The 24,649-nt window shown below is 50.0% G+C and carries 28 protein-coding genes and 2 other annotated features; of the genes, 1 reads left to right on the top strand and 27 read right to left on the bottom strand.

Going from position 1 to position 24,649, the window contains the following annotated elements; genetic code table 11:
* Positions 1 to 202: 202 nt before the first annotated feature.
* The 18 genes from M2298_RS26745 to M2298_RS26660 all read right to left on the bottom strand — a co-directional run bounded on the left by M2298_RS26745 (position 203) and on the right by M2298_RS26660 (position 13,423).
* Positions 203 to 799, bottom strand: a complete 597-nt coding sequence (locus M2298_RS26745) for a class I SAM-dependent methyltransferase (protein ID WP_122966808.1) — start codon at positions 797 to 799, stop codon at positions 203 to 205.
* Positions 800 to 897: 98 nt separating this feature from the next.
* The gene (gene rplL / locus M2298_RS26740) at positions 898 to 1,260 is read right to left on the bottom strand and encodes a 50S ribosomal protein L7/L12 (protein WP_063231119.1); all 363 of its coding nucleotides are present in this window, start codon (positions 1,258 to 1,260) and stop codon (positions 898 to 900) included.
* A gap of 55 nt (positions 1,261 to 1,315) precedes the next feature.
* Positions 1,316 to 1,831 (bottom strand): 50S ribosomal protein L10, encoded by a 516-nt coding sequence (gene rplJ, locus M2298_RS26735; protein WP_063231120.1) that lies wholly within the window; start codon positions 1,829 to 1,831, stop codon positions 1,316 to 1,318.
* A 24-nt stretch (positions 1,832 to 1,855) separates the two neighbouring features.
* Positions 1,856 to 2,020 (bottom strand) — a sequence feature (ribosomal protein L10 leader region).
* A 42-nt stretch (positions 2,021 to 2,062) separates the two neighbouring features.
* The gene (rplA, locus tag M2298_RS26730) at positions 2,063 to 2,746 is read right to left on the bottom strand and encodes a 50S ribosomal protein L1 (RefSeq protein ID WP_122966809.1); all 684 of its coding nucleotides are present in this window, start codon (positions 2,744 to 2,746) and stop codon (positions 2,063 to 2,065) included.
* A gap of 90 nt (positions 2,747 to 2,836) precedes the next feature.
* A complete protein-coding gene (rplK, locus tag M2298_RS26725) occupies positions 2,837 to 3,262 on the bottom strand; it encodes a 50S ribosomal protein L11 (RefSeq protein ID WP_005828886.1) in 426 nt (141 codons plus the stop codon).
* A 183-nt stretch (positions 3,263 to 3,445) separates the two neighbouring features.
* A complete protein-coding gene (nusG, locus tag M2298_RS26720; RefSeq protein WP_063231122.1) occupies positions 3,446 to 3,982 on the bottom strand; it encodes a transcription termination/antitermination protein NusG in 537 nt (178 codons plus the stop codon).
* A 45-nt stretch (positions 3,983 to 4,027) separates the two neighbouring features.
* A complete protein-coding gene (secE, locus tag M2298_RS26715; protein ID WP_063231123.1) occupies positions 4,028 to 4,276 on the bottom strand; it encodes a preprotein translocase subunit SecE in 249 nt (82 codons plus the stop codon).
* Complete coding sequence (gene rpmG, locus M2298_RS26710; protein WP_003392018.1) at positions 4,276 to 4,425, bottom strand: 50S ribosomal protein L33; 150 nt, start codon at positions 4,423 to 4,425, stop codon at positions 4,276 to 4,278. The genes secE and rpmG overlap by 1 nt, the downstream gene beginning before the upstream one ends.
* Positions 4,426 to 4,718: 293 nt before the next feature.
* Positions 4,719 to 5,369, bottom strand: a complete 651-nt coding sequence (gene sigH, locus M2298_RS26705; protein ID WP_005828894.1) for an RNA polymerase sporulation sigma factor SigH — start codon at positions 5,367 to 5,369, stop codon at positions 4,719 to 4,721.
* Between the two features lie 82 nt (positions 5,370 to 5,451).
* Complete coding sequence (locus M2298_RS26700) at positions 5,452 to 5,976, bottom strand: NYN domain-containing protein (protein WP_122966810.1); 525 nt, start codon at positions 5,974 to 5,976, stop codon at positions 5,452 to 5,454.
* Between the two features lies 1 nt (position 5,977).
* On the bottom strand, positions 5,978 to 6,733 hold the full coding sequence (gene rlmB, locus M2298_RS26695) for a 23S rRNA (guanosine(2251)-2'-O)-methyltransferase RlmB (protein WP_063231125.1): 756 nt from the start codon (positions 6,731 to 6,733) through the stop codon (positions 5,978 to 5,980).
* A gap of 3 nt (positions 6,734 to 6,736) precedes the next feature.
* Positions 6,737 to 7,138: a Mini-ribonuclease 3 gene (locus M2298_RS26690; protein WP_063231126.1), complete on the bottom strand. Its 402-nt coding sequence runs from the start codon at positions 7,136 to 7,138 to the stop codon at positions 6,737 to 6,739.
* A 17-nt stretch (positions 7,139 to 7,155) separates the two neighbouring features.
* Entirely contained in the window at positions 7,156 to 8,562 is a 1,407-nt protein-coding gene (gene cysS / locus M2298_RS26685; RefSeq protein WP_122966811.1) for a cysteine--tRNA ligase, read from the bottom strand.
* Complete coding sequence (gene cysE / locus M2298_RS26680; protein WP_280649315.1) at positions 8,543 to 9,208, bottom strand: serine O-acetyltransferase; 666 nt, start codon at positions 9,206 to 9,208, stop codon at positions 8,543 to 8,545. The genes cysS and cysE overlap by 20 nt, the downstream gene beginning before the upstream one ends.
* 88 nt (positions 9,209 to 9,296) lie before the next feature.
* Positions 9,297 to 9,558, bottom strand: a binding site (T-box leader).
* Positions 9,559 to 9,583: 25 nt separating this feature from the next.
* Positions 9,584 to 11,050 (bottom strand): glutamate--tRNA ligase, encoded by a 1,467-nt coding sequence (gltX, locus tag M2298_RS26675; RefSeq protein WP_122966812.1) that lies wholly within the window; start codon positions 11,048 to 11,050, stop codon positions 9,584 to 9,586.
* 82 nt (positions 11,051 to 11,132) lie between these two features.
* The gene (ispF, locus tag M2298_RS26670; RefSeq protein WP_063231130.1) at positions 11,133 to 11,606 is read right to left on the bottom strand and encodes a 2-C-methyl-D-erythritol 2,4-cyclodiphosphate synthase; all 474 of its coding nucleotides are present in this window, start codon (positions 11,604 to 11,606) and stop codon (positions 11,133 to 11,135) included.
* Between the two features lie 3 nt (positions 11,607 to 11,609).
* Positions 11,610 to 12,296 (bottom strand): 2-C-methyl-D-erythritol 4-phosphate cytidylyltransferase, encoded by a 687-nt coding sequence (gene ispD, locus M2298_RS26665; protein ID WP_217023409.1) that lies wholly within the window; start codon positions 12,294 to 12,296, stop codon positions 11,610 to 11,612.
* 38 nt (positions 12,297 to 12,334) lie between these two features.
* On the bottom strand, positions 12,335 to 13,423 hold the full coding sequence (locus M2298_RS26660) for a PIN/TRAM domain-containing protein (RefSeq protein WP_122966814.1): 1,089 nt from the start codon (positions 13,421 to 13,423) through the stop codon (positions 12,335 to 12,337).
* A 287-nt stretch (positions 13,424 to 13,710) separates the two neighbouring features.
* Between M2298_RS26660 and M2298_RS26655 the strand changes: the two genes are divergently transcribed.
* Complete coding sequence (locus M2298_RS26655) at positions 13,711 to 14,106, top strand: nucleoside triphosphate pyrophosphohydrolase family protein (protein ID WP_063231133.1); 396 nt, start codon at positions 13,711 to 13,713, stop codon at positions 14,104 to 14,106.
* Between the two features lie 93 nt (positions 14,107 to 14,199).
* Here the strand turns inward: M2298_RS26655 and pssA are convergent, their stop codons facing one another.
* The 9 genes from pssA to M2298_RS26610 form a co-directional block, all read right to left on the bottom strand.
* Positions 14,200 to 14,928, bottom strand: a complete 729-nt coding sequence (gene pssA, locus M2298_RS26650) for a CDP-diacylglycerol--serine O-phosphatidyltransferase (protein WP_063231134.1) — start codon at positions 14,926 to 14,928, stop codon at positions 14,200 to 14,202.
* A gap of 118 nt (positions 14,929 to 15,046) precedes the next feature.
* Positions 15,047 to 16,123 (bottom strand): DNA integrity scanning diadenylate cyclase DisA, encoded by a 1,077-nt coding sequence (disA, locus tag M2298_RS26645; RefSeq protein WP_122966815.1) that lies wholly within the window; start codon positions 16,121 to 16,123, stop codon positions 15,047 to 15,049.
* 9 nt (positions 16,124 to 16,132) lie between these two features.
* On the bottom strand, positions 16,133 to 17,500 hold the full coding sequence (gene radA / locus M2298_RS26640; protein WP_063231136.1) for a DNA repair protein RadA: 1,368 nt from the start codon (positions 17,498 to 17,500) through the stop codon (positions 16,133 to 16,135).
* A 102-nt stretch (positions 17,501 to 17,602) separates the two neighbouring features.
* Complete coding sequence (locus M2298_RS26635; protein ID WP_122966816.1) at positions 17,603 to 20,053, bottom strand: ATP-dependent Clp protease ATP-binding subunit; 2,451 nt, start codon at positions 20,051 to 20,053, stop codon at positions 17,603 to 17,605.
* Between the two features lie 73 nt (positions 20,054 to 20,126).
* Positions 20,127 to 21,197 carry a protein-arginine kinase McsB gene (mcsB, locus tag M2298_RS26630; protein ID WP_280649314.1) on the bottom strand — a complete coding sequence of 357 codons (1,071 nt, stop codon included), beginning with the start codon at positions 21,195 to 21,197 and terminating at the stop codon, positions 20,127 to 20,129.
* Positions 21,198 to 21,217: 20 nt separating this feature from the next.
* Positions 21,218 to 21,736 (bottom strand): protein-arginine kinase activator protein McsA, encoded by a 519-nt coding sequence (gene mcsA / locus M2298_RS26625; RefSeq protein ID WP_063231139.1) that lies wholly within the window; start codon positions 21,734 to 21,736, stop codon positions 21,218 to 21,220.
* 33 nt (positions 21,737 to 21,769) lie between these two features.
* Complete coding sequence (locus tag M2298_RS26620) at positions 21,770 to 22,234, bottom strand: CtsR family transcriptional regulator (protein ID WP_063231140.1); 465 nt, start codon at positions 22,232 to 22,234, stop codon at positions 21,770 to 21,772.
* 264 nt (positions 22,235 to 22,498) lie between these two features.
* Positions 22,499 to 23,173 (bottom strand): HAD-IA family hydrolase, encoded by a 675-nt coding sequence (locus tag M2298_RS26615; RefSeq protein ID WP_173598084.1) that lies wholly within the window; start codon positions 23,171 to 23,173, stop codon positions 22,499 to 22,501.
* A 31-nt stretch (positions 23,174 to 23,204) separates the two neighbouring features.
* Positions 23,205 to 24,326, bottom strand: a complete 1,122-nt coding sequence (locus tag M2298_RS26610) for an MGDG synthase family glycosyltransferase (RefSeq protein ID WP_063231142.1) — start codon at positions 24,324 to 24,326, stop codon at positions 23,205 to 23,207.
* Positions 24,327 to 24,649 lie beyond the last annotated feature (323 nt).

The following is a 24,649-nucleotide window of genomic DNA, read 5'->3' as shown; positions in this document are numbered from 1 at the left end:
AACCATTTTTAACCCAGAGAAACTCTATTTTAAAAGAATTCCCATGTTTTTACACAAACATTCCTCTTTCAGGAAAAAAGTAGAAACGCTTGACAAACAGGGAATTACTGAAAAATAGACATTTATCCCATATTGACATTTTATAATGCTACCACAATCAAATATTCACGTCAAGAAAAGTTTTCTAATGATTGTCGCTTGACTATTTGATTGCGCGAAAAATGGAGTAGCCCTTTTCCCGATCCACTTCTATCACTTCACGGTAGGTTTCTTGCAGCTTTTTCAATGCAGACGGGGCGCCTTGCTTTTTCTGAATGACTACCCACATCTCTCCACCTTCAACGAGCAGCTCATGTCCTTCAGTAAAAATGCGATGTACAATTTCTTTGCCCGCCCGAATCGGCGGATTGGTCAAAATGACGTCGTACTGCTCACCTTGCACGGCACTGTAAACATCACTGACCCGCACTTCGATATTTTTGATTCCGTTTCTTTCGGCATTCCGACGAGCCAGGTCAACCGCACGCTCGTTCACATCGATCATCGTCACTTTTCCCTGGTCAGCCAGCGTGGCAGCCGTCAAGCCAATCGGCCCGTAGCCGCACCCCACATCCAAAACCCGAGCGTGACTGCCGATCTCCATGTTTTCGATGAGCAATACACTGCCAAAATCAATCCGGTCCCGGGAAAAAACACCGGCGTCAGTGGTGAAGCGAAGCTCCCTCCCGCGAAGCACAAACGAAAATTGCTGTTCGTCATGCGCCGTTCCCGGTTGACTGGTGTAATAGTGATCTCCCACGTGTGATTCACCCTTCCTCATCGATTGAAAAAAACTCGCCGTCCTCTTACAGAAAAACCCCCTGCCGCAGGCAAGGGGAATTTCTAAAGAAAGCTAACTTACTTCACTTCTACTTGTGCGCCAGCTTCTTCGAGTTTTGCTTTGAGAGCTTCTGCTTCGTCTTTGGAAACGCCCTCTTTGAGTGTTTTTGGAGCGTTGTCTACCAGGTCTTTTGCTTCTTTCAGACCCAGACCAGTCAGCTCGCGAACAACTTTAATAACGTTGATTTTGGAAGCTCCGCCGCTTACCAGGTTTACAGTGAACTCAGTTTGCTCAGCAGCAGCTTCAGCAGCGCCACCAGCAACTACAGCTACAGGAGCAGCAGCAGTTACACCGAATTCTTCTTCAATTGCTTTTACCAAGTCGTTCAATTCGAGAACGGACATGCCTTTGATGGCTTCCAAGATTTGCTCTTTAGACATTTTGAAATCCTCCATTCAATGGATAGTTTTATTGAAACATCAGCCGATCAGACGATTAAGCGCCTTGACCTTCTTTTTGCTCGGCCACTGCTTTGACTGCCAGTGCAACGTTGCGCATTGGAGCTTGCAGGACGGAGAGAAGCATGGACAAGAGACCTTCGCGGGAAGGAAGAGTTGCCAGTGCATGAATTTGTTCAGCACCAACTACTTTGCCCTCGATCACGCCACCCTTGATTTCCAGCTTGTCGTTTTTCTTCGCGAATTCAGCAATAACTTTCGCTGGAGCGATGATATCGTCTTTGGAGAACGCCAAAGCGTTCGGGCCAGTCAGATATTGATCCAGTTCAGTCAAGCTTTCTTTTTCAGTAGCCAGACGAGTCAGGGAGTTTTTCAACACCTGGAACTCAACACCAGCTTCACGCAGTTGTTTGCGGAGCTCGGTAACTTGGGCTACAGTCAGACCGCGGTAGTCAGCCACCACTGTGGTTTGGCTCTCGCGGAGCTTGGCTGCGATTTCGTTGATCGCTTGTACTTTCTCTTCACGAATAACGGTTGGACGAATTTCTGCCATTGTTTACACCTCCCGTGCTCTAATCCTAGAAAATGAAGAATGCCCTCGCAGACATCACGAGGGCATAATGCTCTATCGTCAAAGGAAATCAATGTTTCCTCTTTCGTACATTACACGCCTCGGAGGGATATTAAGCGTTACTCTCGCAAGTACCGCACCTTCTGTCTACGGCATATTCTTTTCATCAACAGGGACTATCTTAACAACTTCCCAAAAGGAAGTCAAGTGTCATTATTTTACAGCTACGCGTACGCCAGGACCCATAGTGGAGCTCAGGGTTACATTTTTCATGTAAACGCCTTTAGCCGCAGCTGGTTTCGCACGGTTCAGTGCTTCAGTCAGAGCTGCCAGGTTCTCAGCCAGCTTATCAGCATCGAAGGATGCTTTTCCGATAGGAGCGTGGATGTTACCTGCTTTGTCTACGCGATACTCAATTTTACCTGCTTTGATTTCGTTAACCGCTTTTGTTACGTCGAAAGTAACAGTTCCGGTTTTAGGGTTTGGCATCAGGCCTTTTGGACCGAGTACACGACCCAATTTACCTACTTCACCCATCATGTCAGGAGTAGCTACTACGACGTCAAAGTCGAACCAGCCACCTTGAATTTTCGCGATCATGTCTGCATCGCCTACGAAGTCAGCGCCAGCAGCTTCTGCTTCTTTTGCTTTTTCGCCTTTAGCGAATACGAGAACGCGTTGTACTTTACCAGTACCGTGTGGCAGTACTACAGCGCCACGGATTTGTTGGTCAGCACGTTTAGGGTCTACACCCAAACGGAATGCTGCTTCAACTGTTTCGTCGAATTTAGCAGTAGCTGCTTTTTTAACCAGCTCAATGCCTTCAACTACTTCGTATACTTTGTTTTTATCAACGAGCTTTACAGCCTCTTGATATTTCTTACCTTTTTTTGCCATGATTTAAATCTCCCTTCAATGTGGTCGTAGCGGTTAATCCTCCCACAGACAGGGGGGCACAACGTCTGTGCCCCCTTGCACTCAAGACAATTAGTCTTCGATTACGATACCCATGGAACGTGCAGTACCTTCCACCATGCGCATAGCCGCTTCCACGGATGCAGCATTCAGGTCAGGACGTTTCAGTTCAGCGATTTCGCGAACTTTATCACGTTTCAGCGTAGCAACTTTTGTTTTGTTCGGTACGCCGGATCCGGACTCGATACCAGCAGCTTTCTTCAACAGAACTGCAGCTGGAGGAGTTTTTGTAATAAAAGTGAAAGAGCGGTCTTCAAACACGGTGATTTCCACCGGAATGATCATGCCAACTTCGCTTTCTGTACGTGCATTGAATTCTTTACAGAACCCCATGATGTTTACACCAGCTTGACCGAGTGCCGGACCTACTGGAGGTGCAGGATTCGCTTTACCTGCTGGGATTTGTAATTTAATTACGCGGATAACCTTCTTAGCCACGTAAGACACCTCCTTACTTCACATGTGGTTATTACGGGGGAATGCCCCCTCCCACCTTATTAAGAAAGTCTCGTAAAAGACTTTCGATCTATAGTGAGAGTGCAAGAAACCCCAGATATTGTTGTGGGATTGTTAAAACAAAATGAAATGTACCACATAGCGCGATACTTTTCAAGTTGAATCCTAATCCAATTTTTGAACTTGTGTAAAGTCTAGCTCCACCGGTGTTTCGCGACCGAAGATGTCCACCAATACGCGAACCTTCTGTCTGTCCGGGTAAATCTCGATAATCTCCCCGGTGCGATTAGAAAATGGACCATCTGTGACGCGCACCATATCGCGGAGAGCAAAATCGACTCTGATCTTGGGAATTTCGATCCCCATTTGCTTGAGAATCGTATCGGCCTCTTCAGGACGCAGCGCTGTCGGCTTAGAGCCAGCGCCCGTGGATCCGACAAAGCCGGTAACCCCAGGAGTGTTTCGCACGACATACCAAGAGTCGTCCGTCATCACCATTTCAACAAGGACGTATCCAGGAAAAACCTTTTTCGTGACGGTGCGCTTTTTGCCATCCTTAGTCTCCACTTCTTCCTCAGTGGGAACGAGAACGCGAAAGATCTTGTCTTCCATGCCCATCGACTCGACGCGCTTCTCCAGGTTCGTCTTAACCTTGTTTTCGTAACCTGAGTACGTATGAACGACATACCATGCTTTTTCCATATCCACCAGGACGTTAACCGTCCGTCCCTCCTAAGACTTGCAAAATTACTTTCCTAGAATCAAATCGATCAAGCGCGAGATTCCCAAATCAACGACGAAGAAGAATATTGCCAGAAGCACAACCGTAATGAGAACAACCAGCGTATACGTGGTCAATTCCTTGCGGTTCGGCCAACGGACTTTCTTTAGTTCGGACATTACGTCGCCAAAGAAATCACCGGTACGGCGAAAACTGGCTCCGATTCGTGCTAAAAAACCCACTTTGCCACCCCCTGACTTCGTCGCATCAACCATTACTTCGTCTCGCGATGAAGGGTTTGCTTCTTGTCACGGGAGCAATACTTTTTCAGCTCAACACGTTCAGTAGTGGTTCGCTTGTTTTTTGTGGAGATATAGTTACGCTCGCCACACTCGGTGCACGCCAACGTGATGTTTACTCGCATTTATTGCCACCTCCATCTCATTTCAAACCTGCTATTCGTTAAATGTACTCAATGACAAATAGTACGGGAAAACCGCTACTTTTTCCTGACCATTTCATTCATCAAAGTAACCATAGAACAGAGAGATAAGAGTCTATGGCTACCTAAATAAATTTATCATACCGAAATACCCATGTCAAACAAAATGACTTGACAAAAAGAAGGGCTTTTGCTTCCATATTCACCCGAAGTCTCGTTATGTACAAAGCTTTTTGGCCCCAATGACGCGAAAAAACAAAAAGAGATTCCCTGTTTTACAGATGAATCTCTCTGCCTTCCAGATAGCGTTCCAGCTTGCGCTTGACGCGTTGCAACGCATTATCGATAGATTTGACATGGCGCTTTAGCTCAACGGCAATTTGCTGATAGGATCGTCCATCCAAATAGAGCATCAGCACCTGCCGCTCCAAATCACTTAAAATTTCACTCATTTTCCCTTCGATGTCATCAAACTCTTCGCGATTGATGAACAGCTCTTCGGGATCGGTTACTTTAGTTCCAGAAATCACATCAAGCAGCGTACGGTCAGAATCCTCGTCGTAAATAGGCTTGTCCAGCGAAACGTACGAATTGAGCGGAATGTGCTTCTGCCTGGTCGCCGTTTTGATCGCCGTGATGATTTGACGGGTAATGCAAAGCTCGGCAAATGCCTTGAACGACGTGAGCTTGTCGCCTCTGAAGTCGCGAATGGACTTGTACAGACCAATCATGCCTTCTTGTACAATGTCTTCGCGGTCAGCCCCAATAAGAAAATAGGATCTCGCTTTGGCACGCACAAAGTTCTTGTATTTGTTGATCAAATACTCCAGAGCTTCGGCATCATTATCGCGAACCAGGTCGACTACTTCTTCGTCGGTCATTAGTTCATATTGGGCATGTTTTAACTCCTTGAGGTCAACGCTCACAAATGATCCCTCCGCCAACCGGTTTCTCCATAGATGACGCTATTATACATGATGCCATAAAAAAGCGTCAACCGAATCCAAGTTATTCCCTTCTCCATTTTTCGAATATTTTCGCTATTTCGTCATTCAGCACAACCCGTTTGGAGAAGCGTTCTTCATGCGTTTTTTGAACCTGTTGCTTGATTTCCTTGCCTGCGTTTTCCATGTCCAGCAATAACTCCCTCGCGGATTTGCGCAAGGCTCCCTGTCCAAAAATAACACGTTGGGATGTGTAGTCAGAAGTCGCTACATAAATTTGTCGATTTTTTTGGTTAAATTCGGAGACAAGCTGTTCAATTTTCTCGTCAGCCGTCTCCTTTTTCTTCGTAAAATAAATTTCAACCAGAAAGTCTTCCATCTGCCGACCGATACCCGGGACGTTGTACGCGTCGAACACGATAATCACTTTTGTCCCGGTGTAGCTTTGGTACTCTGCCATTTGGGAGATTAACAGATCGCGCGCCTCAGCCATCCGTTCCTGATCCTTCAAAACGCGCAGCTCTGGCCAGGCACCGATGATATTGTAGCCGTCTACGATCAACAGCTGCTTGGCTTTTCTTTTTGCCATTTTACTTCACCCGCGTCGGAAGTGGACTCCTGGAGCGATATACTTCATACATCAACAAAGCAGCAGCTACAGAAGCGTTCAGAGAGGTCACATTTCCCGCCATCGGAAGGCTGTAAAGGAAATCACAGTTTTCCCGTACGAGGCGACTCATCCCTTTTCCTTCGCTGCCGATGACGATTGCGAGCGGCATCGTGTAATCGCCCTGGCGGAAGTCCTGCTTGGCACTCGCGTCTGTTCCTGCAATCCAGACTCCCCGTTCTTTCAATTCCTCCATCGTGCGCACGAGATTGGTGACGCGCGCAACCGGCACGTAATTGATTGCTCCGGCAGAAGCTTTTGCCACTGTTGCGGTCAGGCTGACCGATCTGCGCTTCGGAATGACGACTCCATGCGCTCCCACAGCATCCGCCGTACGCATGATCGAGCCGAGGTTATGCGGGTCCTCCAGCTCGTCCAGCAGCAAAATAAACGGCTGCTCGCCTTTTTCCTCTGCCCGTTTCAAAATATCGTCCACTTCGACATAATCATAAGCAGCTACCGATGCCACAACTCCCTGGTGGTTGTCCGTCGATACGAGCTGATCCAGCTTTTTGCGGTTAGCTGTCGTCACGATGACCCCGTTCTCTTTTGCCAAAGCAAAAACGGGTGCCATCAGATTTTTGTTGGTCCCTTCCGCAACCCAGATTTTATTGATAGTGCGCCCGGACCGCAGCGCTTCAATGACGGGGTTTTTCCCCAAAATCCACTCTTCACTCATGCCTTACTCTCCTTCCACAATAGCAAACGCCTGTTGCACAATTTCTGCGATCCGCTCTTCTTTTCCGCACAAATACAAGTAGCCAATCAGCGCTTCAAAGGCCGTGGCATGCCGATAGTCGATAATGTCGGCATTTTTGGCGGTAGAACCAGACTTCGCATTCCGTCCCCGCTTCACCACATTCAACTCATCCTCCGGCAATGTCGGCATCAGCGTAAGCAGCACATTGGCCTGTGCCTTGGCTGACACGTAACGATTGGCCGCCTTGTGGAGCTGGTTAGGTTTAACCAGCCCCTTGGCGATCAGATGGTACCGCACGCAATGCGCATAGGTAGCATCGCCCAGAAAGGCGAGCACGAGTGGATTTGTCAGGTTGGGATCTCGGGTCAATTCTTCTTTTTGCATCTTGTTTCTTCGGCCCCTTATTTTCGGCGCCAGCGAACACCTTGTGGCGTGTCCTCAAGCACGATTCCTTTTGCCGCGAGCAAATCGCGAATTTCGTCAGAACGGGCAAAGTTTTTCGCTTTGCGCGCCTCTGTGCGCTCTGCGATCAATGCGTCAATCTCGCTGTCCAACAGCTCTTGCTCTTCTGCAACGATCAGCCCAAGAACCTCTGTCAACTCCACGATCAGCTCCATGTAAGCGCGCACCTCGGCCGCCCCTACATTTTGATGGCGCAAGTACAGGTTCGCTTCCTTCACCACATCGAAAATGACAGTGATCGCGTTCGCTGTATTGATGTCGTCGTCCATTTCGGCGATGAACCGATCCCGCAATTCCGAAATGATACGCGCCTGCTCCCCGGATTGTCCGTTCGGCTCTTCTTCCCTTGCCGTATCCAGACGGTGGGAGAGGTTTGTATACGCTGTTTTGATGCGATCAAGGCCGTTCGCCGCTTGTTCAAGCAATTCGTAGCTGAAATTGATCGGGTTGCGGTAGTGCCCCTGGAGCATGAAAAAGCGGATCAGCTGGCCTCCGAACTTCCCTACCAGATCGCGGGCAAGCAAAAAATTGCCGAGGGATTTGGACATTTTTTCGTTGTCGATGTTGAGCATCCCGTTGTGCAGCCAGTAGCGGGCAAACACTTTTCCGGTAAAGCATTCGGATTGGGCAATCTCATTTTCATGGTGCGGGAACACAAGATCGGTTCCACCCGCGTGGATGTCAATTTCCTCGCCCAAGAACTTCAGCGCCATAGCCGAGCATTCGATGTGCCAGCCTGGTCTGCCGTCTCCCCACGGGCTGCTCCACGTAACTTCTCCTGGCTTGGCAGCTTTCCAGAGCACGAAGTCGAGCGGATGTTCCTTTTTCTCGTTGATCTCGACGCGAGCGCCTGCCTGCAAATCGTCCAGCGGCTGGTGAGAAAGTTTTCCGTATTCCTGAAAACGTCCGGTGCGGAAGTACACGTCTCCCTCACTCTCGTACGCATAGCCTTTTTCGATCAGCCCTTCGACAAACGAAATGATTTCCGGGATCGTTTGCATCACGCGCGGCTGAATGTCAGGCGGCAGAACATTCAATGTGCCGAGGTCTTGGTTGTATCCATCTGTGTAACGGTCAGCCACTTCCTTGACGGTCGTTCCTTCCTCGTTCGCCACCCGAATCAGCTTGTCGTCCACATCCGTGATATTTTGTACAAAAGTCACTTCATAACCGCGATACTTCAAATAACGGCGAAGCGTGTCGAAAACAATAGCCGGACGAGCATTTCCGATGTGAATGTAATTGTACACGGTCGGGCCGCACACGTACATTTTCACCTTGCCCGGCTCCAAAGGAACGAACGGTTCCTTTCGGCGTGTCATTGTGTTAGTCAGCTGAATGCCCATGGTTCTTTTTATCCTCCCTCAAAAAATCCAATTCTTTGCGCAAATGATCAATTTCCTTTTGCATGAGACGAATCGTGTCTGCAACCGGGTCAGGCATGTTGACGTGGTCCAGATCGTGTTTGACGCGTTTGCCATCCTGAATGACGATGCGCGCCTTGATTCCTACTACGGTCGAATTGGGCGGCACTTCCTGCAAAACGACTGCGCCAGCCCCTATCTTTGAATTATCGCCAATTTTGAAAGACCCCAAAACTTTTGCACCCGTCGCGATAATCACATCGTTGCCGATGGTGGGATGGCGCTTGCCTTTTTCCTTGCCGGTTCCTCCGAGCGTGACACCTTGGTAGATCGTAACATTGTCGCCGATTTCGCATGTTTCCCCGATGACCACGCCCATACCGTGATCGATAAACAATCCGCGGCCAATGCGTGCGCCTGGGTGAATTTCGATCCCTGTGAAAAAGCGAGCGACCTGCGAAACAATCCGCGCGAGTGTACACCACTCGGCCTTCCAGAGCTTGTGAGCAATCCGGTGCCCCCAAATGGCGTGCAAACCTGAATAGGTCATGACAACTTCCAATGCACTGCGTGCTGCCGGGTCTCTTTCAAATACAGCCTGAATGTCATCTTTCATCTGTGCGAACATAGTTGGGTGGCACCTCCTGCCTGGATTTTCTGCTAGATCTAAGGTCGGAAAAATAAAAAACGCCCCTACCCCTTCATCAACACGAAGGGACAGAGACGGGTTATACCGCGGTTCCACTCTGCTTAGATCGCTGTGGCCTCTGGCTAAAAACGGCCAGACAAACGATCTCGCTCTACATCCCGATAACGGCGGGAACCGATGTCACCTACTGGTGTCGTCCGAAGAGTCCGACATGTTCAGCTCACTGCTCACAGGCGCATTTCCGAACAGGGCACGCTGGATGGTTCTCACCCCACCATCCTCTCTGTAAACGTGTAACCTGACGTACTTCTCCTGATCGTCGCATTCGTTTTATATCATGTGCCTTGTTACAGGCTATTTTCCGTTTTCAATCACACGCTGCGCGCGCGCCAATACTTTGTCACGTCCGAGCAGGAATAAAGTCTCAGCCAAATCGCGGCCATGCGCCTGACCTGTTGTGCCAACGCGTACAGGCATGAACAGCGCCTTTCCTTTGTGGCCTGTTTCCTTTTGCACTTCCTTCAACGCCGCTTTGATGACATCCACATTATATGCATCTTGGGCTGACAGGTGTTTCACAAAAGAAGCGAGGACTTCCGGAAGCTGCGGTTCTTTCAGCACCATTGTCGCTTCTTCATCGTACACCACTTCGTCCAGGAAGAAAAGAGCAGCCAGCGGAACGATTTGTGCACAGTAGGACATTTGCTCCTGGTACAGGGCGACAATGCTGCGTACCCATTCCCGTTTGGCGTCAGACAGCGTCTCTTCGATGAAGCCCGCTTTTTGCAGGTGCGGCACGCACATATCTGTAATCAGATCGAGCGGTTGACGCTTCAGGTAGTAGTTGTTCATCCAGTTCATCTTGGTTGCGTCGAATACAGCCGGCGACTTGCTCACGCGCTCCATGGAGAACAGCTTGACCAAATCATCGATGAGGAAAATTTCCTCTTCGCCGCCTGGCGACCAGCCCAACAGGACGAGGAAGTTCACAATCGCCTCCGGCAAGAAGCCGAGATCGCGATATTGCTCGATGAACTGCAAAATGCTCTCATCACGCTTGGACATCTTCTTGCCGTCCTGATTGAGAATCAGCGCCAAGTGAGCAAAGTCAGGAGCTTCCCAACCGAAAGCTTCGTAGATCATCAGTTGTCGAGGCGTGTTGGACAAATGCTCTTCGCCGCGAATGACGTGGCTGATTTTCATCAGGTAGTCGTCGATTACGACAGCGAAGTTATAGGTAGGGATTCCGTCAGGACGACAGATGACGAAGTCTCCCATTTCGTTCGAGTTGAATATCACCTGTCCGCGGATCAGGTCGTTTACTACGTATTCGCGGTTGTCCGGCACAAGGAAATGAATGGACGGCACGCGGCCTTCCGCTTCATACTGCGCGCGCTGTTCTTCCGTCACATGGCGATGCTTCTCCAAAATCCGCGGAGTCTCCCCGCGCGCCAGTTGCTCTTCGCGCTCTGCATCCAGCTCTTCCTTCGTCGCGTAACAGTAGTAAGCCTTGCCTTCCGCAAGCAGTTGATCGATATATTGGCGGTAAATATCCAATCTCTCGGTTTGGCGGTACGGGCCATAAGGGCCGCCCACATCCGTGCCTTCTTCCCATTCGACTCCGAGCCACTTCAAGTTTTTCATTTGCTCTTCATCGGCATTTTCTTTATTGCGCGTTTGGTCTGTATCCTCGATCCGGACAATAAACGAACCGCCGTGATGTTTGGCAAACAGATAGTTAAAAAGCGCTGTGCGCGCACCGCCGATGTGCAAATGCCCCGTAGGACTCGGCGCATAACGCGTGCGGATTTCTTTCGCCATTGATAGCACCATCCTTGTGAATGTAAAAGGCTATGATCTTTCATGAATACGTTTCTAAGGCTTTATGTTACACCTTGCCCCTTTACTTGACAAGCAAGCATACAGCCTGGGCCGCGATTCCTTCTCCTCTGCCTGTAAAACCGAGCTTTTCCGATGTTGTCGCCTTCACGTTAACCTGGGAAGCATCTTCTGCCTCCAGTACACGAGCGATGACTTCGCACATTTGCGGTATGTAAGGTGCCATTTTGGGAGCTTGCGCGATGATAGTCGCATCGACGTTGCCCAGGCGATAGCCGCGCTCTTTTGCCAGCTTCCACACATGCTCAAGCAACACGACACTGTCCGCTCCTTTGAACGCAGGATCTGTATCAGGGAAATGGCGGCCGATATCGCCTTCGCCAATCGCACCGAGAATCGCGTCACTGATCGCGTGAAGCAGCACATCGGCGTCAGAATGGCCGAGCAGCCCCTTTTCGTACGGAATGGTGATGCCGCCGATAATGCACGGACGGCCTTCTACCAGTTGATGCACGTCAAATCCTTGTCCAATACGCATGAATTACTCTCCCCTTCGCTTTCGCATAATCTCTTCACCCAGCCACAAGTCATCCGGCGTAGTGATCTTGATATTCTCATAGCTTCCCTGCATCACTGAAACCGGATGGCCGAGCCATTCGACCAGCATGGCATCATCCGTACCGAGCTTGCCCGCCTTTTTGGCTGCCTCATGCGCTTCTTGCAGCAAAGACATACGAAAAGCTTGTGGGGTTTGAACCGCCCACAAGCTTTCCCGTGCCGGGGTATCTTCCACAAAGCCTGATGCCCCCACCACTTTTATCGTATCTTTGACAGGTACAGCCATGATCGTAGCCTGATCGCGCTGCACCTGTCTGATCATGTCACTGATCTGCTGCTTGGTAACGAATGGCCTTGCCGCATCGTGAACAAGCACGTAGGTACAGGAGGTTGCCAAGGCAGCCAAACCGTTTCTGACGCTGTCCTGCCGCTCATTGCCGCCCAAGGCGACCGTTACTGGCAAGTTTTCGGCCTTGAGCAAGGCCAGCACGTCAGCGTAGTCCGGCTCGCTCACTACCAGTACGATCTGGTCGATGTCCTGATGCGAGGCGAAAAGGCGAACTGTGTGAGCCAAAATCGGTTCTCCGGCAAGCGGCAACCATAGTTTGTTCCGTTGGCCGCCCATTCTTTTCCCCGAACCGGCAGCAACGATCACGACACCCGTACTCACTTTTTCATTCTCTCCCGTCGTTTGCTTCTCGTCTCTTCTTACAGTGCTCTTTCCAAGAGCTTCGGCTTCGCGAAAATCATTCGTCCCGCAGATGTTTGCAGTACACTGGTGACCAGTACATCCACGTCGTTGCCAATGTATTCGCGTCCGCCTTCCACGACGATCATCGTGCCGTCATCGAGATACGCGACGCCCTGACCGTGCTCTTTTCCATCCTTGATGACCTGCACGTTCATTTCTTCCCCTGGCAAGACGACAGGCTTCACGGCATTCGCCAAATCGTTGATGTTCAATACAGCCACGCCTTGCAATTCACATACTTTGTTCAGGTTGAAATCGTTGGTGACGACTTTCCCGTTCATGACCTTCGCCAGCTTGATCAGCTTGCTGTCCACTTCGGATACTTCTTCAAAGTCGCCTTCCCAGATTTGAACCTTGACCTTCATTTCCTTCTGAATCTTGTTGAGAATATCCAAGCCTCGACGGCCGCGATTTCGTTTCAGTACATCAGAAGAATCGGCAATGTGTTGCAGTTCCTCCAGGACAAAGCCCGGAATGACCAGTACGCCCTCCAAAAAGCCCGTACGGCAAATATCTGCAATGCGTCCGTCAATAATGACGCTCGTGTCCAAAATTTTGTGCTCGACATTTGTTGCTGTTGCAGCCTGTTCCTTTTTCTTATCCTTGCGTCCAATCGAGAAAACCGACATAATCTCGTCCCGCTTGCGAAATCCTACCTGAAAGCCCAGATAGCCAAGCAACCCGGAAACAACCAGCGGCAACAGATCACCTATTACCGGAAACGGAATTTTACTGATGGGCAGGAATAATAAAAAGGCAACAATAAGACCACTAATCAACCCCATCGCTCCGAACATCACGTCAACAATCGGCATTTTGACGAGAGTCTCTTCTCCCCAGCGAACTACTTTCAAGACGTAGTCCAAAAGCCAATTAGCTAAAAAGAAGAACAGAATGGCACCAAGTACCGCCCCAATATATTGCGCTCCACCAACTACTCCAAAATTCAAAAGCGGGTTAAGCAGCGAAAACAGTTCGGCACCGTATTGGTAGCCCAAGCCACCGCCAACCAAGACAAAAAAGATTTTTCCTATGCGGCGTACCATGCCTTCACCTCCTTTTATTAATATAGACAGAAGCCTTTGAGTAAAACCCTGTAACTTTCCAAATAGCGAAATTGCTTCATTGTCGCTTTCCCTCACTATAGCAAAAATGATTTTACCATGTCAAATAGCCAAAAATTTTAACATAGTTGTCATTTTCCCGTCAACCTCAAACACCTGTTTCCTTCTCGGGCAAATTGACAGCGACCAGACTCCCTTCTTATAATGGCAGTAACACAATGAGCGAAAATTGTGACGATACGATCAGCCTAAAGCAGAGGTGAATTGATATGGACAAACGAAATGTAGACGACTTTCAAACGCAAGTATCAGAGCTTTTGATCCGACATCGAAGCGTACTGGACGTCATGTCCAAAGTTCAGGAGACGGCATCTCGCATCAATCGCTCCCTGACCAAAGCCATCACCGAATGCGGTTGTGTTGAAGTGGTAGCCAAAAAGCAAAGTTACGATTCCAGCAAAAACCTGGAGGAGAACAAGTCCCACCTGGACACTCACTTTAACGGCCCACTATGCGAGCATTGTCGCGATGTAGTCACAGCAGAGCTTGGCAAAAATCTTTTTTACCTGACCGCCTTGTGCAACATCACAGACATCAAGCTGGAAGACGTCCTGCAAAAAGAGGCAAACCGGCTGAATACCCTGGGCGTGTTCAATCTTTCTTAACCCCACACTCGTATTACGAATGAACCCTACGAAAAGTTGCATACAAAAACGAAAAACCCGCACATCGAAGTGCGGGTTTTTTCATTGTCTGGCTTATTCAAATGGCACAGATTCTTCTTCTTTGTTTTTCCGCTTGCGTAATTTTTTGACGAGAAAGTCAACGTTTTTTTTTATTCCGTACAGGGCGTAAAAGGCAAGCGGCAAGAAGACGATCTTCGGAAACTGTTGCGGATACTTGATCGCAACAACGACGACGATGGCGATAATAATGGGCGTAATCCAGTAAGCGGATTTTGGAATCCCGACCTTTTTGAAGTTGGGATACTTGACCTTCGATACCATGAGGAAGGCGAGGAGCAGCATGCTCACTGCAAGCAGTACCGGGTTGAAAACCTGGTGATAAAGCGCAAGAGTCGCCAGCACACCACCGGCAGCTGTGATTGGCAATCCGATGAAATATCCCGGAACCCCGGCCTGGACGTTGAATCTCGCCAGACGGAGCGCCCCACAGATCGGGAAGATGGCCGTAATGAGAATCCCCAGCAGATCGAAGTGCTGAAGGACAACAACATACATGATGAAAGCCGGAGCTATCCCAAACGTAATGACGTCAGAAAGCGAATCGAGTTCCTTTCCAAACTCACTTTGCGCATTCAACATACGAGCGACGCGTCCATCCAACCCGTCGGCCAGCATGCCGATGATCACCGTGATCGCCGCATAATCGACGTAATGATCTCCTCGAAACGCAAGAATAATTGCCAAGACTCCCAGAAACAAGTTGCTTACGGTTAGCATGTTCGGCAACGATTTCACGAACATAGACTACCTCCTGATTTCTTTTGCATGAGGAGACAGTGTATCCTGTCAAGCTGACTTTCGCTTTCAAGTCCCCTGGGCAAATGTTGAATAACAAATAATGCCTTTATCCTATTCTACTTTAAATGTGCCTGTCAATGAACACTTGTTCCTGAATCCGTTTCAGACCCTCTTTGATCGCCCTGGCCCGCACCTCTCCAATCCCCTCTACTTCGTCTAATTCCTGAATCGTTGCCATCATAATTCTGGGCAAATAATGGAAATGTGCGACGAGGTTTGTGATGATAGAAATTGGCAATCTGGGGATTTTGTACAAAATTCTGTAGCCCCTGGGCGACACCGACTCCTCCAGCATGCTGGCGCTTGCCGAAAATCCGAGAACGCGCAGGAAAGACCCCAACTCCAGCACTTCCTCCGAGCTTAGCTTTTTCATTTCGCCCAGTACAAGCTCAGGAGCGTAAGACGAATCTTTGGCGTAATCGCGAATAAGCATGTGCGCTTCTTCGCCAATATTCGACACAAGCTCCTCCAATTGCATGCTGACAAGTCTGCCTTCGACACCAAGTTCACATATGTACTTGGAAACTTCCGTCTTGATCCGAAGCACCATCTCGATCCGCTGCAGCACAGAAGCAACTTCATGCAGGGTGACCAGTTCCTCAAATTCCAGAGCGCCCAGGTTGGTCATCGTCTGATCCAGCACGGCCTTGTATTTTTCCAGGGTGGACACAGCCTGATTGGCCTTGGCTAAAATGACGCTGATTTCATTCAGCACATAGCGGAAATTCCCTTGATACAACGTGATGACATTGCGTCGTTGCGATATGGCGATGACCAGGTAGTTGGTGTGGATGGCCGTTCGTTGCGCCGTCCGATGTCGCGTCCCTGTCTCGCTGGTATGGATGGATGCCGGCGGGAACAGTTGCGTATTGGCGTACAAAATTCGCTTGGCGTCTTCACTTACTATAATCGCCCCATCCATCTTCGCCAATTCATACAAATGGGCAGGAGAAAAATCGCAATTGATGGAAAAACCGCCATCGACGATTTGCTTCATTTCCGGTCCGTAACCGACGACGATCAGGCCGCCGGTTTTTGCGCGCAAAACATTTTCCAGCCCTTCACGAAGCTGCGTTCCGGGTGCGACCAAACGAAGCACATCGCCGAACAGCGGAGTTCTTTTGGTGTTCTCCTGCATATCCCGCCCTTACCTCCTTATCACCTCGTTCAAAGCATCTGCGATATTGCTGACCCCGATCACCTGAATATCGTCAGGAGCATCCAGGCCGCGAATATTTTTCTCCGGGATGATTACGCGTTTGAAGCCGAGCTTATGCGCTTCCCGCACGCGCTGTTCGATGCGCGATACGCCACGCACCTCTCCCGTCAGACCGATTTCCCCGATCACCACGTCATGCGGATTCGTGGCGTGGTCGCGGAAGCTGCTGGCAATGCTGACCGCGATCGCCAAGTCGACAGCAGGCTCATCCAAGCGGACGCCCCCTGCGACATTGACATACGCGTCCTGATTTTGCAGCATCATCCCCATGCGCTTTTCCAAAACAGCCATGATCATCGCCACACGCTGATGGTCGACGCCTGTAGCCATTCTGCGCGGCGTAACGAAGCTGGTTGGGGCTACGAGTGCCTGAAGCTCGACCAGGACGGGACGAGTGCCCTCCATGCTCGCTACGACGGTGGAGCCTGCCACGCCAAAAGGACGTTCGGCCAGAAAAATTTCCGAAGGGTTTGCCACCTCTTCCAGACCGCGATCTTTCATCTCGAAAATGCCGATCTCGTTTGTCGAACCGAATCGATTTTTGACAGCACGCAGGATTCGGAACGTATTGTGGCGCTCGCCCTCAAAATAAAGGACCGCGTCCACCATATGCTCAAGCATGCGCGGACCTGCAATCGAACCTTCTTTGGTCACGTGGCCGACAATAAAGGTTCCGATCCCTTTGCCTTTGGCGATGCGCATCAGTTGAGCGGTAGCCTCACGCACCTGTGCGACACTTCCGGCTGCGGATTGAACCGTAGGATGGAAGACTGTCTGGATCGAGTCAATGATCAATACGTGAGGGTCTACTTGATTAATATGCTGCTCGATCAAATCCAAATCATTTTCTGCCAACACAAACATCGGGGGGGTTTGCATATGCAGGCGATCAGCGCGAAGCTTGATTTGTTTTGCCGACTCCTCGCCTGATACGTACAGCACTTTGGCCCCTTTATGAGCCAAGGCAAAAGAGGTCTGCAACAGCAATGTAGATTTCCCGATACCCGGATCGCCGCCGACCAGTATAAGGGAGCCTGGTACCAGCCCGCCGCCGAGAACACGGTTCAACTCTCCGATCGTCGTGTCCATGCGCGGTTCTTCTGCACTGGCGACCTGCGTCAAAGGAATAGCCGCCTGACGCGTACCGCCGCTGATTCCTTCATGACGAGGGGCTGCTTTCACTGTCACTTCCTCGACCAACGTGTTCCAGCTGCCGCAGCCAGGGCATTTTCCCATCCACTTAGGCGATTCATAGCCACATTCTTGACACGCGTATTTCGTTTTATACTTTGACATAATCGCACCCTCACTTGGAATTTCTTTTCTACTTTTATCATAGTTACGCATTGAAAAAAAGAATACCTCCCAGAACAGGAGGCATTCTCTGCTATTTTGTGCTTACGATTTGGTTTTTTCCAGTCGCTTGACAACCAGCTTGCCATCTTCGGCTTCGATGTTGACCGTATCGCCTTTGCTGATGTTGCCTTTGAGCAGTTCTTCCGACAAATTGTCTTCGATATGGCGCTGGATGGCGCGACGCAACGGACGCGCACCGTATGCCGGGTCGAAGCCCTCTTTTGCCAGCAGCTTTTTGGCTTCCTCGGTCAGTTGGAAGTCGATGCTCTGCTCTTTCAAACGCTTGCGCAGCTCGTCGGTCATCAAGGACACGATTTGCTCGATGTGCTCCTGCTCCAGAGAGTGGAACACGATCACTTCATCAATACGGTTCAGAAATTCAGGGCGGAAGCTCTTTTTCAGCTCATCCATGACTTTGTCCTTCATATCCTGATATTTCTTCTCGGTGTCGTTGGTAGTGAAACCGAGTGTCGTATTTTTCTTGATCATGCTTGCACCTACGTTGGAGGTCATGATCACGACGGTGTTGCGGAAGTCTACTGTGCGTCCTTTGGAATCAGTCAATCGGCCGTCGTCCAGCACCTGGAGCAAAATGTTGAATACATCCGGGTGCGCTTTTTCGATCTCATCCAGCAGGATGACCGAGTAAGGCTTGCGGCGCACTTTTTCCGTCAGCTGACCGCCCTCGTCAAAGCCTACATACCCTGGAGGAGCCCCTACGAGACGTGCTGTAGAGTGTTTTTCCATGTACTCGGACATGTCGACGCGGATCATGGCGTCTTCATCTCCAAACAGTGTCTCAGCTACAGCGCGAGCGAGTTCGGTTTTCCCTACACCTGTAGGGCCGAGGAAAATAAACGAACCGATTGGACGTTTCGGGTCCTTCAAGCCAGCGCGGGCACGGCGGATCGCTCGGGAAATCGATTTGACCGCTTCGTCCTGGCCGATAACACGGTCGTGCAAAATATCTTCCATTTTCAACAGGCGCTCTGTTTCTTCTTCCTTCAGCTTCAGCACCGGAATACCAGTCCAGCTGGCTACCACAGTGGCGATGTCCTCAGGAGTTACTTCCATGTTCAACTGGCCTTGACGCTCTTTCCAGTCTTTTTTCGTTTTGTCGAGTTCCTCGCGCAGCTTCTGCTCCTGATCACGGAGTGCAGCAGCCTCTTCAAACTCCTGCGATTGCACGGCAGCGTCTTTTTCCTTGCGCACTTCTTCCAGACGCCCTTCCAGCTCCTTGAGGTTAGGCGGGACGGTGAACGATTGCAAGCGCACTTTGGAAGCCGCCTCATCGACGAGGTCGATGGCTTTGTCAGGGAGGAAACGATCGGTAATATAACGGTCAGACAGCTTCACTGCCTGCTCGATAGCTTCGTCGGTAATTTTCACACGGTGGTGGGCTTCGTAACGGTCGCGCAAGCCGTGCAAGATGCGAATCGCGTCCTCGGCAGTCGGCTCATCCACCTGAATCGGTTGGAAGCGACGCTCCAGCGCGGCGTCTTTTTCGATGTACTTGCGGTATTCGTCCAGGGTGGTTGCCCCTACGCACTGAAGTTCACCGCGAGCCAGTGCCGGCTTGAGAATATTGGAAGCGTCGATTGCGCCTTCCGCTCCGCCAGCCCCGATCAGCGTGTGCAGCTCATCGATAAACAGGATGATGTTTCCTGCCTGGCGAATTTCGTCCATGATTTTTTTCAGGCGGTCTTCAAACTCACCGCGATATTTGGTTCCCGCCACTACTGTTCCCATATCCAGCGTCATGACGCGCTTGTCGCGGAGAGTTTCGGGAATCTCGTTGTTCACGATTTTTTGAGCCAGACCTTCTGCAATCGCCGTTTTCCCCACACCAGGCTCCCCGATCAAGACAGGGTTGTTCTTGGTGCGTCTGCTAAGTACCTGAATCACACGCTCGATTTCTTTTTGCCGGCCAATGACAGGATCAAGCCCGCCATCGCGTGCAATCGCAGTCAAGTCCCGTGCCAGACCGTCCAGAGTAGGCGTATTCGCTGCCGGATTGCCGCCGGAAGGCTGATGCGACGCCATCATTTCGGAGCTTCCCAGCAATTGCAGCACCTGCTGGCGCGCCTTGTTCAGACTGACTCCCAAGTTGTTCATGATTCTCGCAGCGATGCCTTCGCCTTCGCGGATCAGACCGAGCAAAATGTGCTCTGTTCCTACGTAAGTATGGCCGAGCTTGCGCGCTTCATCCATGGACAGTTCAATTACTTTTTTCGCACGAGGTGTATAGTTTGGGGTGTAATTACTACCGGACTGCTCTGTTCCCCGTCCGATCAACGACTCCACTTCGCTCTGGATTTTATCGAGACCAAGCCCGAGCGATTGCAATGCCTTGGCAGCAATACCCTCGCCTTCCCGAATCAGTCCCAGCAGTACATGCTCAGTCCCAATATCCTTGTGGCCGAGACGCACCGCCTCTTCCAGGGCAAGCGCCAGTACCTTTTGTGCTCGTTCTGTAAAACGTCCAAACATCATATCGTACACCTCCGTGTAACCATGTTTTTTCTCTATAGGTTAACTGCTGTGATGCCTTATGTCTGAGAAACAATCAAGCTGAGCCCGTCGTACTGAGCCTCTCTCGAATCAGCCGAGCCCTTCTCTCGTCCCGCTGGTCTGGCGTCAACTTTTGCCCTGCATGCTGCTGCAAGAAGCCAGGCTGGGTTGTTACCAACAGCTCGTTCATCACCAGTGACGATACTCCCGAGATAATGCCCAGGTCAATGCCAAGGCGCACATCGGAGAGGCGTTGAGCTGCTTCCTTGGACTCCACAGTGCGTGCATACATCAAGATGCCGTAGGAACGGAAGATGCGGTCTTCCAAAGATATGCGTGTATGCTCCAGCAAATAAGTACGGGCAACGCGTTCTTGCTCGATAATTTGTCTGGCTACGCCATACAGGTTGGAGAGAATATCGCTTTCCGACATCCCGAGCGTGACTTGGTTGGACAGCTGAAACAGGTTTCCTAGTGCTTCGCTGCCTTCCCCGTAAATTCCTCTAACGACGAGGCCAACCTGATTGATGGCCTGCAAAATTCTGCTGATTTGCTGCGTCATCACCAGTGCTGGCAGATGCAGCATGACGGAAGCCCGGATGCCTGTGCCGACGTTGGTCGGACAGCTTGTAAGGTAGCCTCTCGTCTCATCGAACGCGAAGTTTAAATTTTTCTCGAAAACATCATCTATTTTTGTTCCTATTTCCCATGCTTCGTTCAGGCGAAACCCCGGCAGCAGCACCTGGATTCGAATATGATCCTCTTCGTTTACCATGATGCTGACCGACTCGTCAGGACTCAACAGCACAGCACCTTTTCGCGATTCCTCCGCCAAATGAGGGCTAATCAGATGCTTCTCCACCAGCACCCGCTTTTCCAACGGGTTGATCTGGTCCATGTTGAGGACTTGAAGCTGCTGGAGCTTGCGCATGGCCTCCGATTCGCTCACTTCCGTCACCTTTCTGACGACTTCTTCCCCTTGCGAGTCTGTCGCCAGTAACGGAAAAGGGTGCTGGCGCAGGTTTCGGGCGATGCGCAGCCGTGTGCTGATGACGATATCGGAATCAGGACCTTCTCCTTTCATCCAATTGCTCCACGGGTTTTGCATAAACTGCTGTTGTGACATGACCAGCTTACCTCCCCTTGTTACGATTGAGCGATTTTTTGTTCCAGCGCACGTATCCGGTCACGCATCTCTGCCGCTTTTTCAAACTCTTCACTGGCGACATGGTTTTGCAACGCACGCTTTAGTTGTTCCAGCTCTTTGCGGATTTTCAACTGTCCGCCTGTGCGCTCCGGAACTTTGCCGCTATGCTGCGTATTGCCATGGATACGGCGGAACAACGGATCGAGTCGATCGCCCAGGAAGGTGTAGCAATCACTGCAACCGAAGCGGCCGCTTTTGCTGAACTGGGCATACGTGAGTCCGCAAGTTTCGCAACGGAGCGGCTTACTGGTGGCAGGCTCGCGTCCGTTTTTTTGCATGGGGTCAAATTTTAACAGTCCTGAAAGGAGATTGTTGATGCTGAAATTGTGAAATCCGGTAAAGACGTCCCCTTTTTCGGAAGCGCATTGCTCACAAATATGGTATTCGGTTTTCTCGCCGTTGACGATTTTCGTCAAGTGCAGTGTCGCCGGTCGTTTTCCGCATTCCTCACAGTTCATTACATCCTACCCCCTAACACATACATGCTTCGTTTACTTCAACAAGATAGCCGCAATCATCTGCTTTAAAATATTTGCCCGCAAACGATCTCGCAATTCAGCATCCAGAGTCAAAACATTTCGTGAGGTTGCGATTTTCATCAAGGTCGCTTCCCTGACATTGACCAGTCCTTCTTCGAACAGCCTTTCCACAATCGCGTTCCCCACACTCTGCGAAATGCTTTCTCCAATCAGTTCCTCGGTCAGCAATTCCTGCAATCGCGCCTTGCTCACAATCTGTACCTTGCGAATGCGGATGTAACCCCCGCCTCCACGCTTGCTTTCTACAATGTACCCTTTTTGTACAGTAAATCGCGTGTTGATGACGTAATTGATTTGCGACGGTACACATTGAAATAAGTCGGCAAGCTCACTACGCTGGATCTCGACCGAGCCATTAGGACTTTGTGTCAAAATGCCTTTCAAGTGCTGTTCAATGATGTCCGAGATGTTACGCAAGTCATCGCCTCCTATTCCATATGTGTCATCTACTGACTTTGACTATCTTTGACTTTAATTATAATGGGTTTATGGCGCCCTTGCAAGTGATCCATACACTTTCTAGTGTGGGCAAAATCCGGTCGCTTGAAACCATGCAAAACAGTCAGGTGGCAAGCCTTTTGTCGGGCATAAGCGACAAGCGTTGCACTCTTTTTACGAAAAATGTCGGGTGGCTAAGTATGAAAAAAACCACTCCCCTAAAGGAATGGTTTATGTCAGGCTCTATGATTTGGTGTCGATCGCTGGCAAATGATCCAGCAATTGCGGGAAATCTGTAATGATCATATCGGCTCCATCCAGCTCTCCCGGTTTGGCAAAACCAAAGTCGCAACCGACTGTAAACAAGCCGTTTGCTGTCCCGGCCTCGATATCCGAGTGACGATCCCCCACCATGTACGCGTGCGCGATATCATAGTCAGAGAGGAGCTTTGCCACCAGATCATTTTTCGAGCGCGTACGGAACCTTCCTGCGGAGTACAAATCCGTCAGCAGCGGCTTTAGCCCATACTCCTGGCATATGGCCTCGATGTACTCCTCTTGTCCGTTGCTCGCGACAAACAGAGGAATCCCCTGGGCGTGAAGCTGTTCCAGAGTTGACCTCACTCCTGGGTATAAATCGGTCACTTTTTCCTTCAGCAAGGCAATTTCATTTTCCAGCAAAAAAGTATCTGCGGCGTGGACTGCTTCTTCACTTGCTCCTGGCAACAGCTTTTGCCAAACTTGCTCGATGGTCATTCCCAGTACATTGACCAGGTCTTCCTCGCTCGGCGTCTCGCCTTGCCACAAGCCTGTTTCTCTCAATCGTTCAAACGTCCGCACAAAGGCGGGCGTCGACAACTTTTCCGTTTGCAGCAATGTGCCATCCATGTCGAAGAAAATAGCAAACGGTATACTCATAGGCAACCCCCTGTCAGTGCTTCCGAGAACATTAGTCTGTTTCAGCCTGCACCATGCTCATGTCGTCCAAAATAAATTCGGCGATGCGCTGAGCGGCATCCGGCTTTGATATTTTTTGTCCCATGCGTCGCATATAGTCAACTTTTGATGGACTGTGCAACAATTCATCGATAAAGTAAATGAGCTGCTCCGACAAATTGGCATGTACAGCACAGCCGTTGTTCAACAGGAAGTGGCTGTTCCGTTCTTCCTGTCCAGGCAACGGGTTGTAAATAATCATCGGCACCCGTTTGCTCATGACCTCGGCTGAGGTCAGTCCGCCAGATTTGGTCACGATTAAATCGGCAACCTCCAGATACTCGTGAAAATTGTTGATAAATTTAAGCGGGACTACCTCGTGACGATAGCTTCTGTTCGTCACTTTTTTGTACAGCTTCTCGTTGGTTCCGGTCAACACAAACGTTTTCAGCGGAAGGTTGATCGCTTCCAGCCCATCGAGGACCTTTTCCATCGAACCAAGGCCAAGACCTCCACCAGAGAGAATAATGCATTTTTGCTCCGGTACAAGTCCAAGCTTTTGCCTGATCTCATTGGCGTCGAGTGGAGTGCGGAATTTATGCATAATAGGAATCCCCATGGGAATGAACTTCTGGTGATCTTGTCGGTAAATATCAACCAGATAGTACAGCTGTTCATGCCCAATGAAGTAGTAATTGATATGATGATTAATCCATGACGGGTGGATCGTATAGTCCGTAATGATTGTATAGATCGGCTCGGTCCAGTCATTTCTGCCCTTCAGTACGGACAGCATACAGCTGGCAAAAGGGTGCGTCGCAATAAACGCGTCCGGCTGAACACTGTTAATCAGTTTCTTCAACTTGTTTGCCAATAACTTATTCATCAGGACGTTCATATCAAAAAAGCGGCTTTTTTCGGTATTATGGTAAATTCTCCCCCACATTTTGGGTGAAAGTCTCAACAAGTTCATGTAACTTTCCAGCAAGATCTTGTGAAATGTGGGACTGATATATTCCAGCGTATCGATGATCATAGATGTACAACCATTCTCAGCCAGGCTTTCCTGCATTGCTCTCGCTGCCTGATTGTGACCGTTACCGATGGAAGCGGAAAAGATTAGAATTTTTTTCATGCCTATTCTCCTTCATAACCTTGCCTCGCCTACTCCAACGCCTGGATCAGGTACCTTCTCATGTTAGTCTACCCCCAGACCGGTCTGCAAGAGGGAACTTGTCGGTCGATCGACCTAACTTGTCGACAAAAAATTCACTCGTTACCAATAGGCACTAAAGCTGTCGTATCCTTAAATACAAAAACCTCCTTACCCATTGTTGGGCAAAGAGGTTCGTTTCATTCCCTGAAAACTGAATACGCATGATTGCTAAGCATGTGTGGATAAGTCCTCGACCGATTAGTATTCGTCAGCTCCACGCGTTACCGCGCTTCCACATCGAA

Origin of the sequence: Brevibacillus sp. 1238 (assembly GCF_029892995.1) — a bacterium.
In the GTDB taxonomy this organism is placed as follows: domain Bacteria; phylum Bacillota; class Bacilli; order Brevibacillales; family Brevibacillaceae; genus Brevibacillus; species Brevibacillus parabrevis.
The sequence above is the reverse complement of the archived record's forward strand: the minus strand, read 5'-3'. Positions and strand labels throughout refer to the sequence as shown.

Bases quoted from the DNA above. Each gene is read 5' to 3' on its own strand.
- rplL (WP_063231119.1), bottom strand. From the start codon at position 1,260: ATGTCTAAAGAGCAAATCTTGGAAGCCATCAAAGGCATGTCCGTTCTC.
- rplJ (WP_063231120.1), bottom strand. From the start codon at position 1,831: ATGGCAGAAATTCGTCCAACCGTTATTCGTGAAGAGAAAGTACAAGCG.
- rplA (WP_122966809.1), bottom strand. From the start codon at position 2,746: ATGGCAAAAAAAGGTAAGAAATATCAAGAGGCTGTAAAGCTCGTTGAT.
- nusG (WP_063231122.1), bottom strand. From the start codon at position 3,982: ATGGAAAAAGCATGGTATGTCGTTCATACGTACTCAGGTTACGAAAAC.
- secE (WP_063231123.1), bottom strand. From the start codon at position 4,276: ATGGTTGATGCGACGAAGTCAGGGGGTGGCAAAGTGGGTTTTTTAGCA.
- rpmG (WP_003392018.1), bottom strand. From the start codon at position 4,425: ATGCGAGTAAACATCACGTTGGCGTGCACCGAGTGTGGCGAGCGTAAC.
- M2298_RS26700 (WP_122966810.1), bottom strand. From the start codon at position 5,976: ATGGCAAAAAGAAAAGCCAAGCAGCTGTTGATCGTAGACGGCTACAAT.
- rlmB (WP_063231125.1), bottom strand. From the start codon at position 6,733: ATGAGTGAAGAGTGGATTTTGGGGAAAAACCCCGTCATTGAAGCGCTG.
- M2298_RS26690 (WP_063231126.1), bottom strand. From the start codon at position 7,138: ATGCAAAAAGAAGAATTGACCCGAGATCCCAACCTGACAAATCCACTC.
- cysS (WP_122966811.1), bottom strand. From the start codon at position 8,562: ATGGGCATTCAGCTGACTAACACAATGACACGCCGAAAGGAACCGTTC.
- cysE (WP_280649315.1), bottom strand. From the start codon at position 9,208: ATGTTCGCACAGATGAAAGATGACATTCAGGCTGTATTTGAAAGAGAC.
- gltX (WP_122966812.1), bottom strand. From the start codon at position 11,050: ATGGCGAAAGAAATCCGCACGCGTTATGCGCCGAGTCCTACGGGGCAT.
- ispF (WP_063231130.1), bottom strand. From the start codon at position 11,606: ATGCGTATTGGACAAGGATTTGACGTGCATCAACTGGTAGAAGGCCGT.
- M2298_RS26660 (WP_122966814.1), bottom strand. From the start codon at position 13,423: ATGGTACGCCGCATAGGAAAAATCTTTTTTGTCTTGGTTGGCGGTGGC.
- M2298_RS26655 (WP_063231133.1), top strand. From the start codon at position 13,711: ATGGACAAACGAAATGTAGACGACTTTCAAACGCAAGTATCAGAGCTT.
- pssA (WP_063231134.1), bottom strand. From the start codon at position 14,928: ATGTTCGTGAAATCGTTGCCGAACATGCTAACCGTAAGCAACTTGTTT.
- disA (WP_122966815.1), bottom strand. From the start codon at position 16,123: ATGCAGGAGAACACCAAAAGAACTCCGCTGTTCGGCGATGTGCTTCGT.
- radA (WP_063231136.1), bottom strand. From the start codon at position 17,500: ATGTCAAAGTATAAAACGAAATACGCGTGTCAAGAATGTGGCTATGAA.
- M2298_RS26635 (WP_122966816.1), bottom strand. From the start codon at position 20,053: ATGATGTTTGGACGTTTTACAGAACGAGCACAAAAGGTACTGGCGCTT.
- mcsB (WP_280649314.1), bottom strand. From the start codon at position 21,197: ATGTCACAACAGCAGTTTATGCAAAACCCGTGGAGCAATTGGATGAAA.
- mcsA (WP_063231139.1), bottom strand. From the start codon at position 21,736: ATGAACTGTGAGGAATGCGGAAAACGACCGGCGACACTGCACTTGACG.
- M2298_RS26615 (WP_173598084.1), bottom strand. From the start codon at position 23,173: ATGAGTATACCGTTTGCTATTTTCTTCGACATGGATGGCACATTGCTG.
- M2298_RS26610 (WP_063231142.1), bottom strand. From the start codon at position 24,326: ATGAAAAAAATTCTAATCTTTTCCGCTTCCATCGGTAACGGTCACAAT.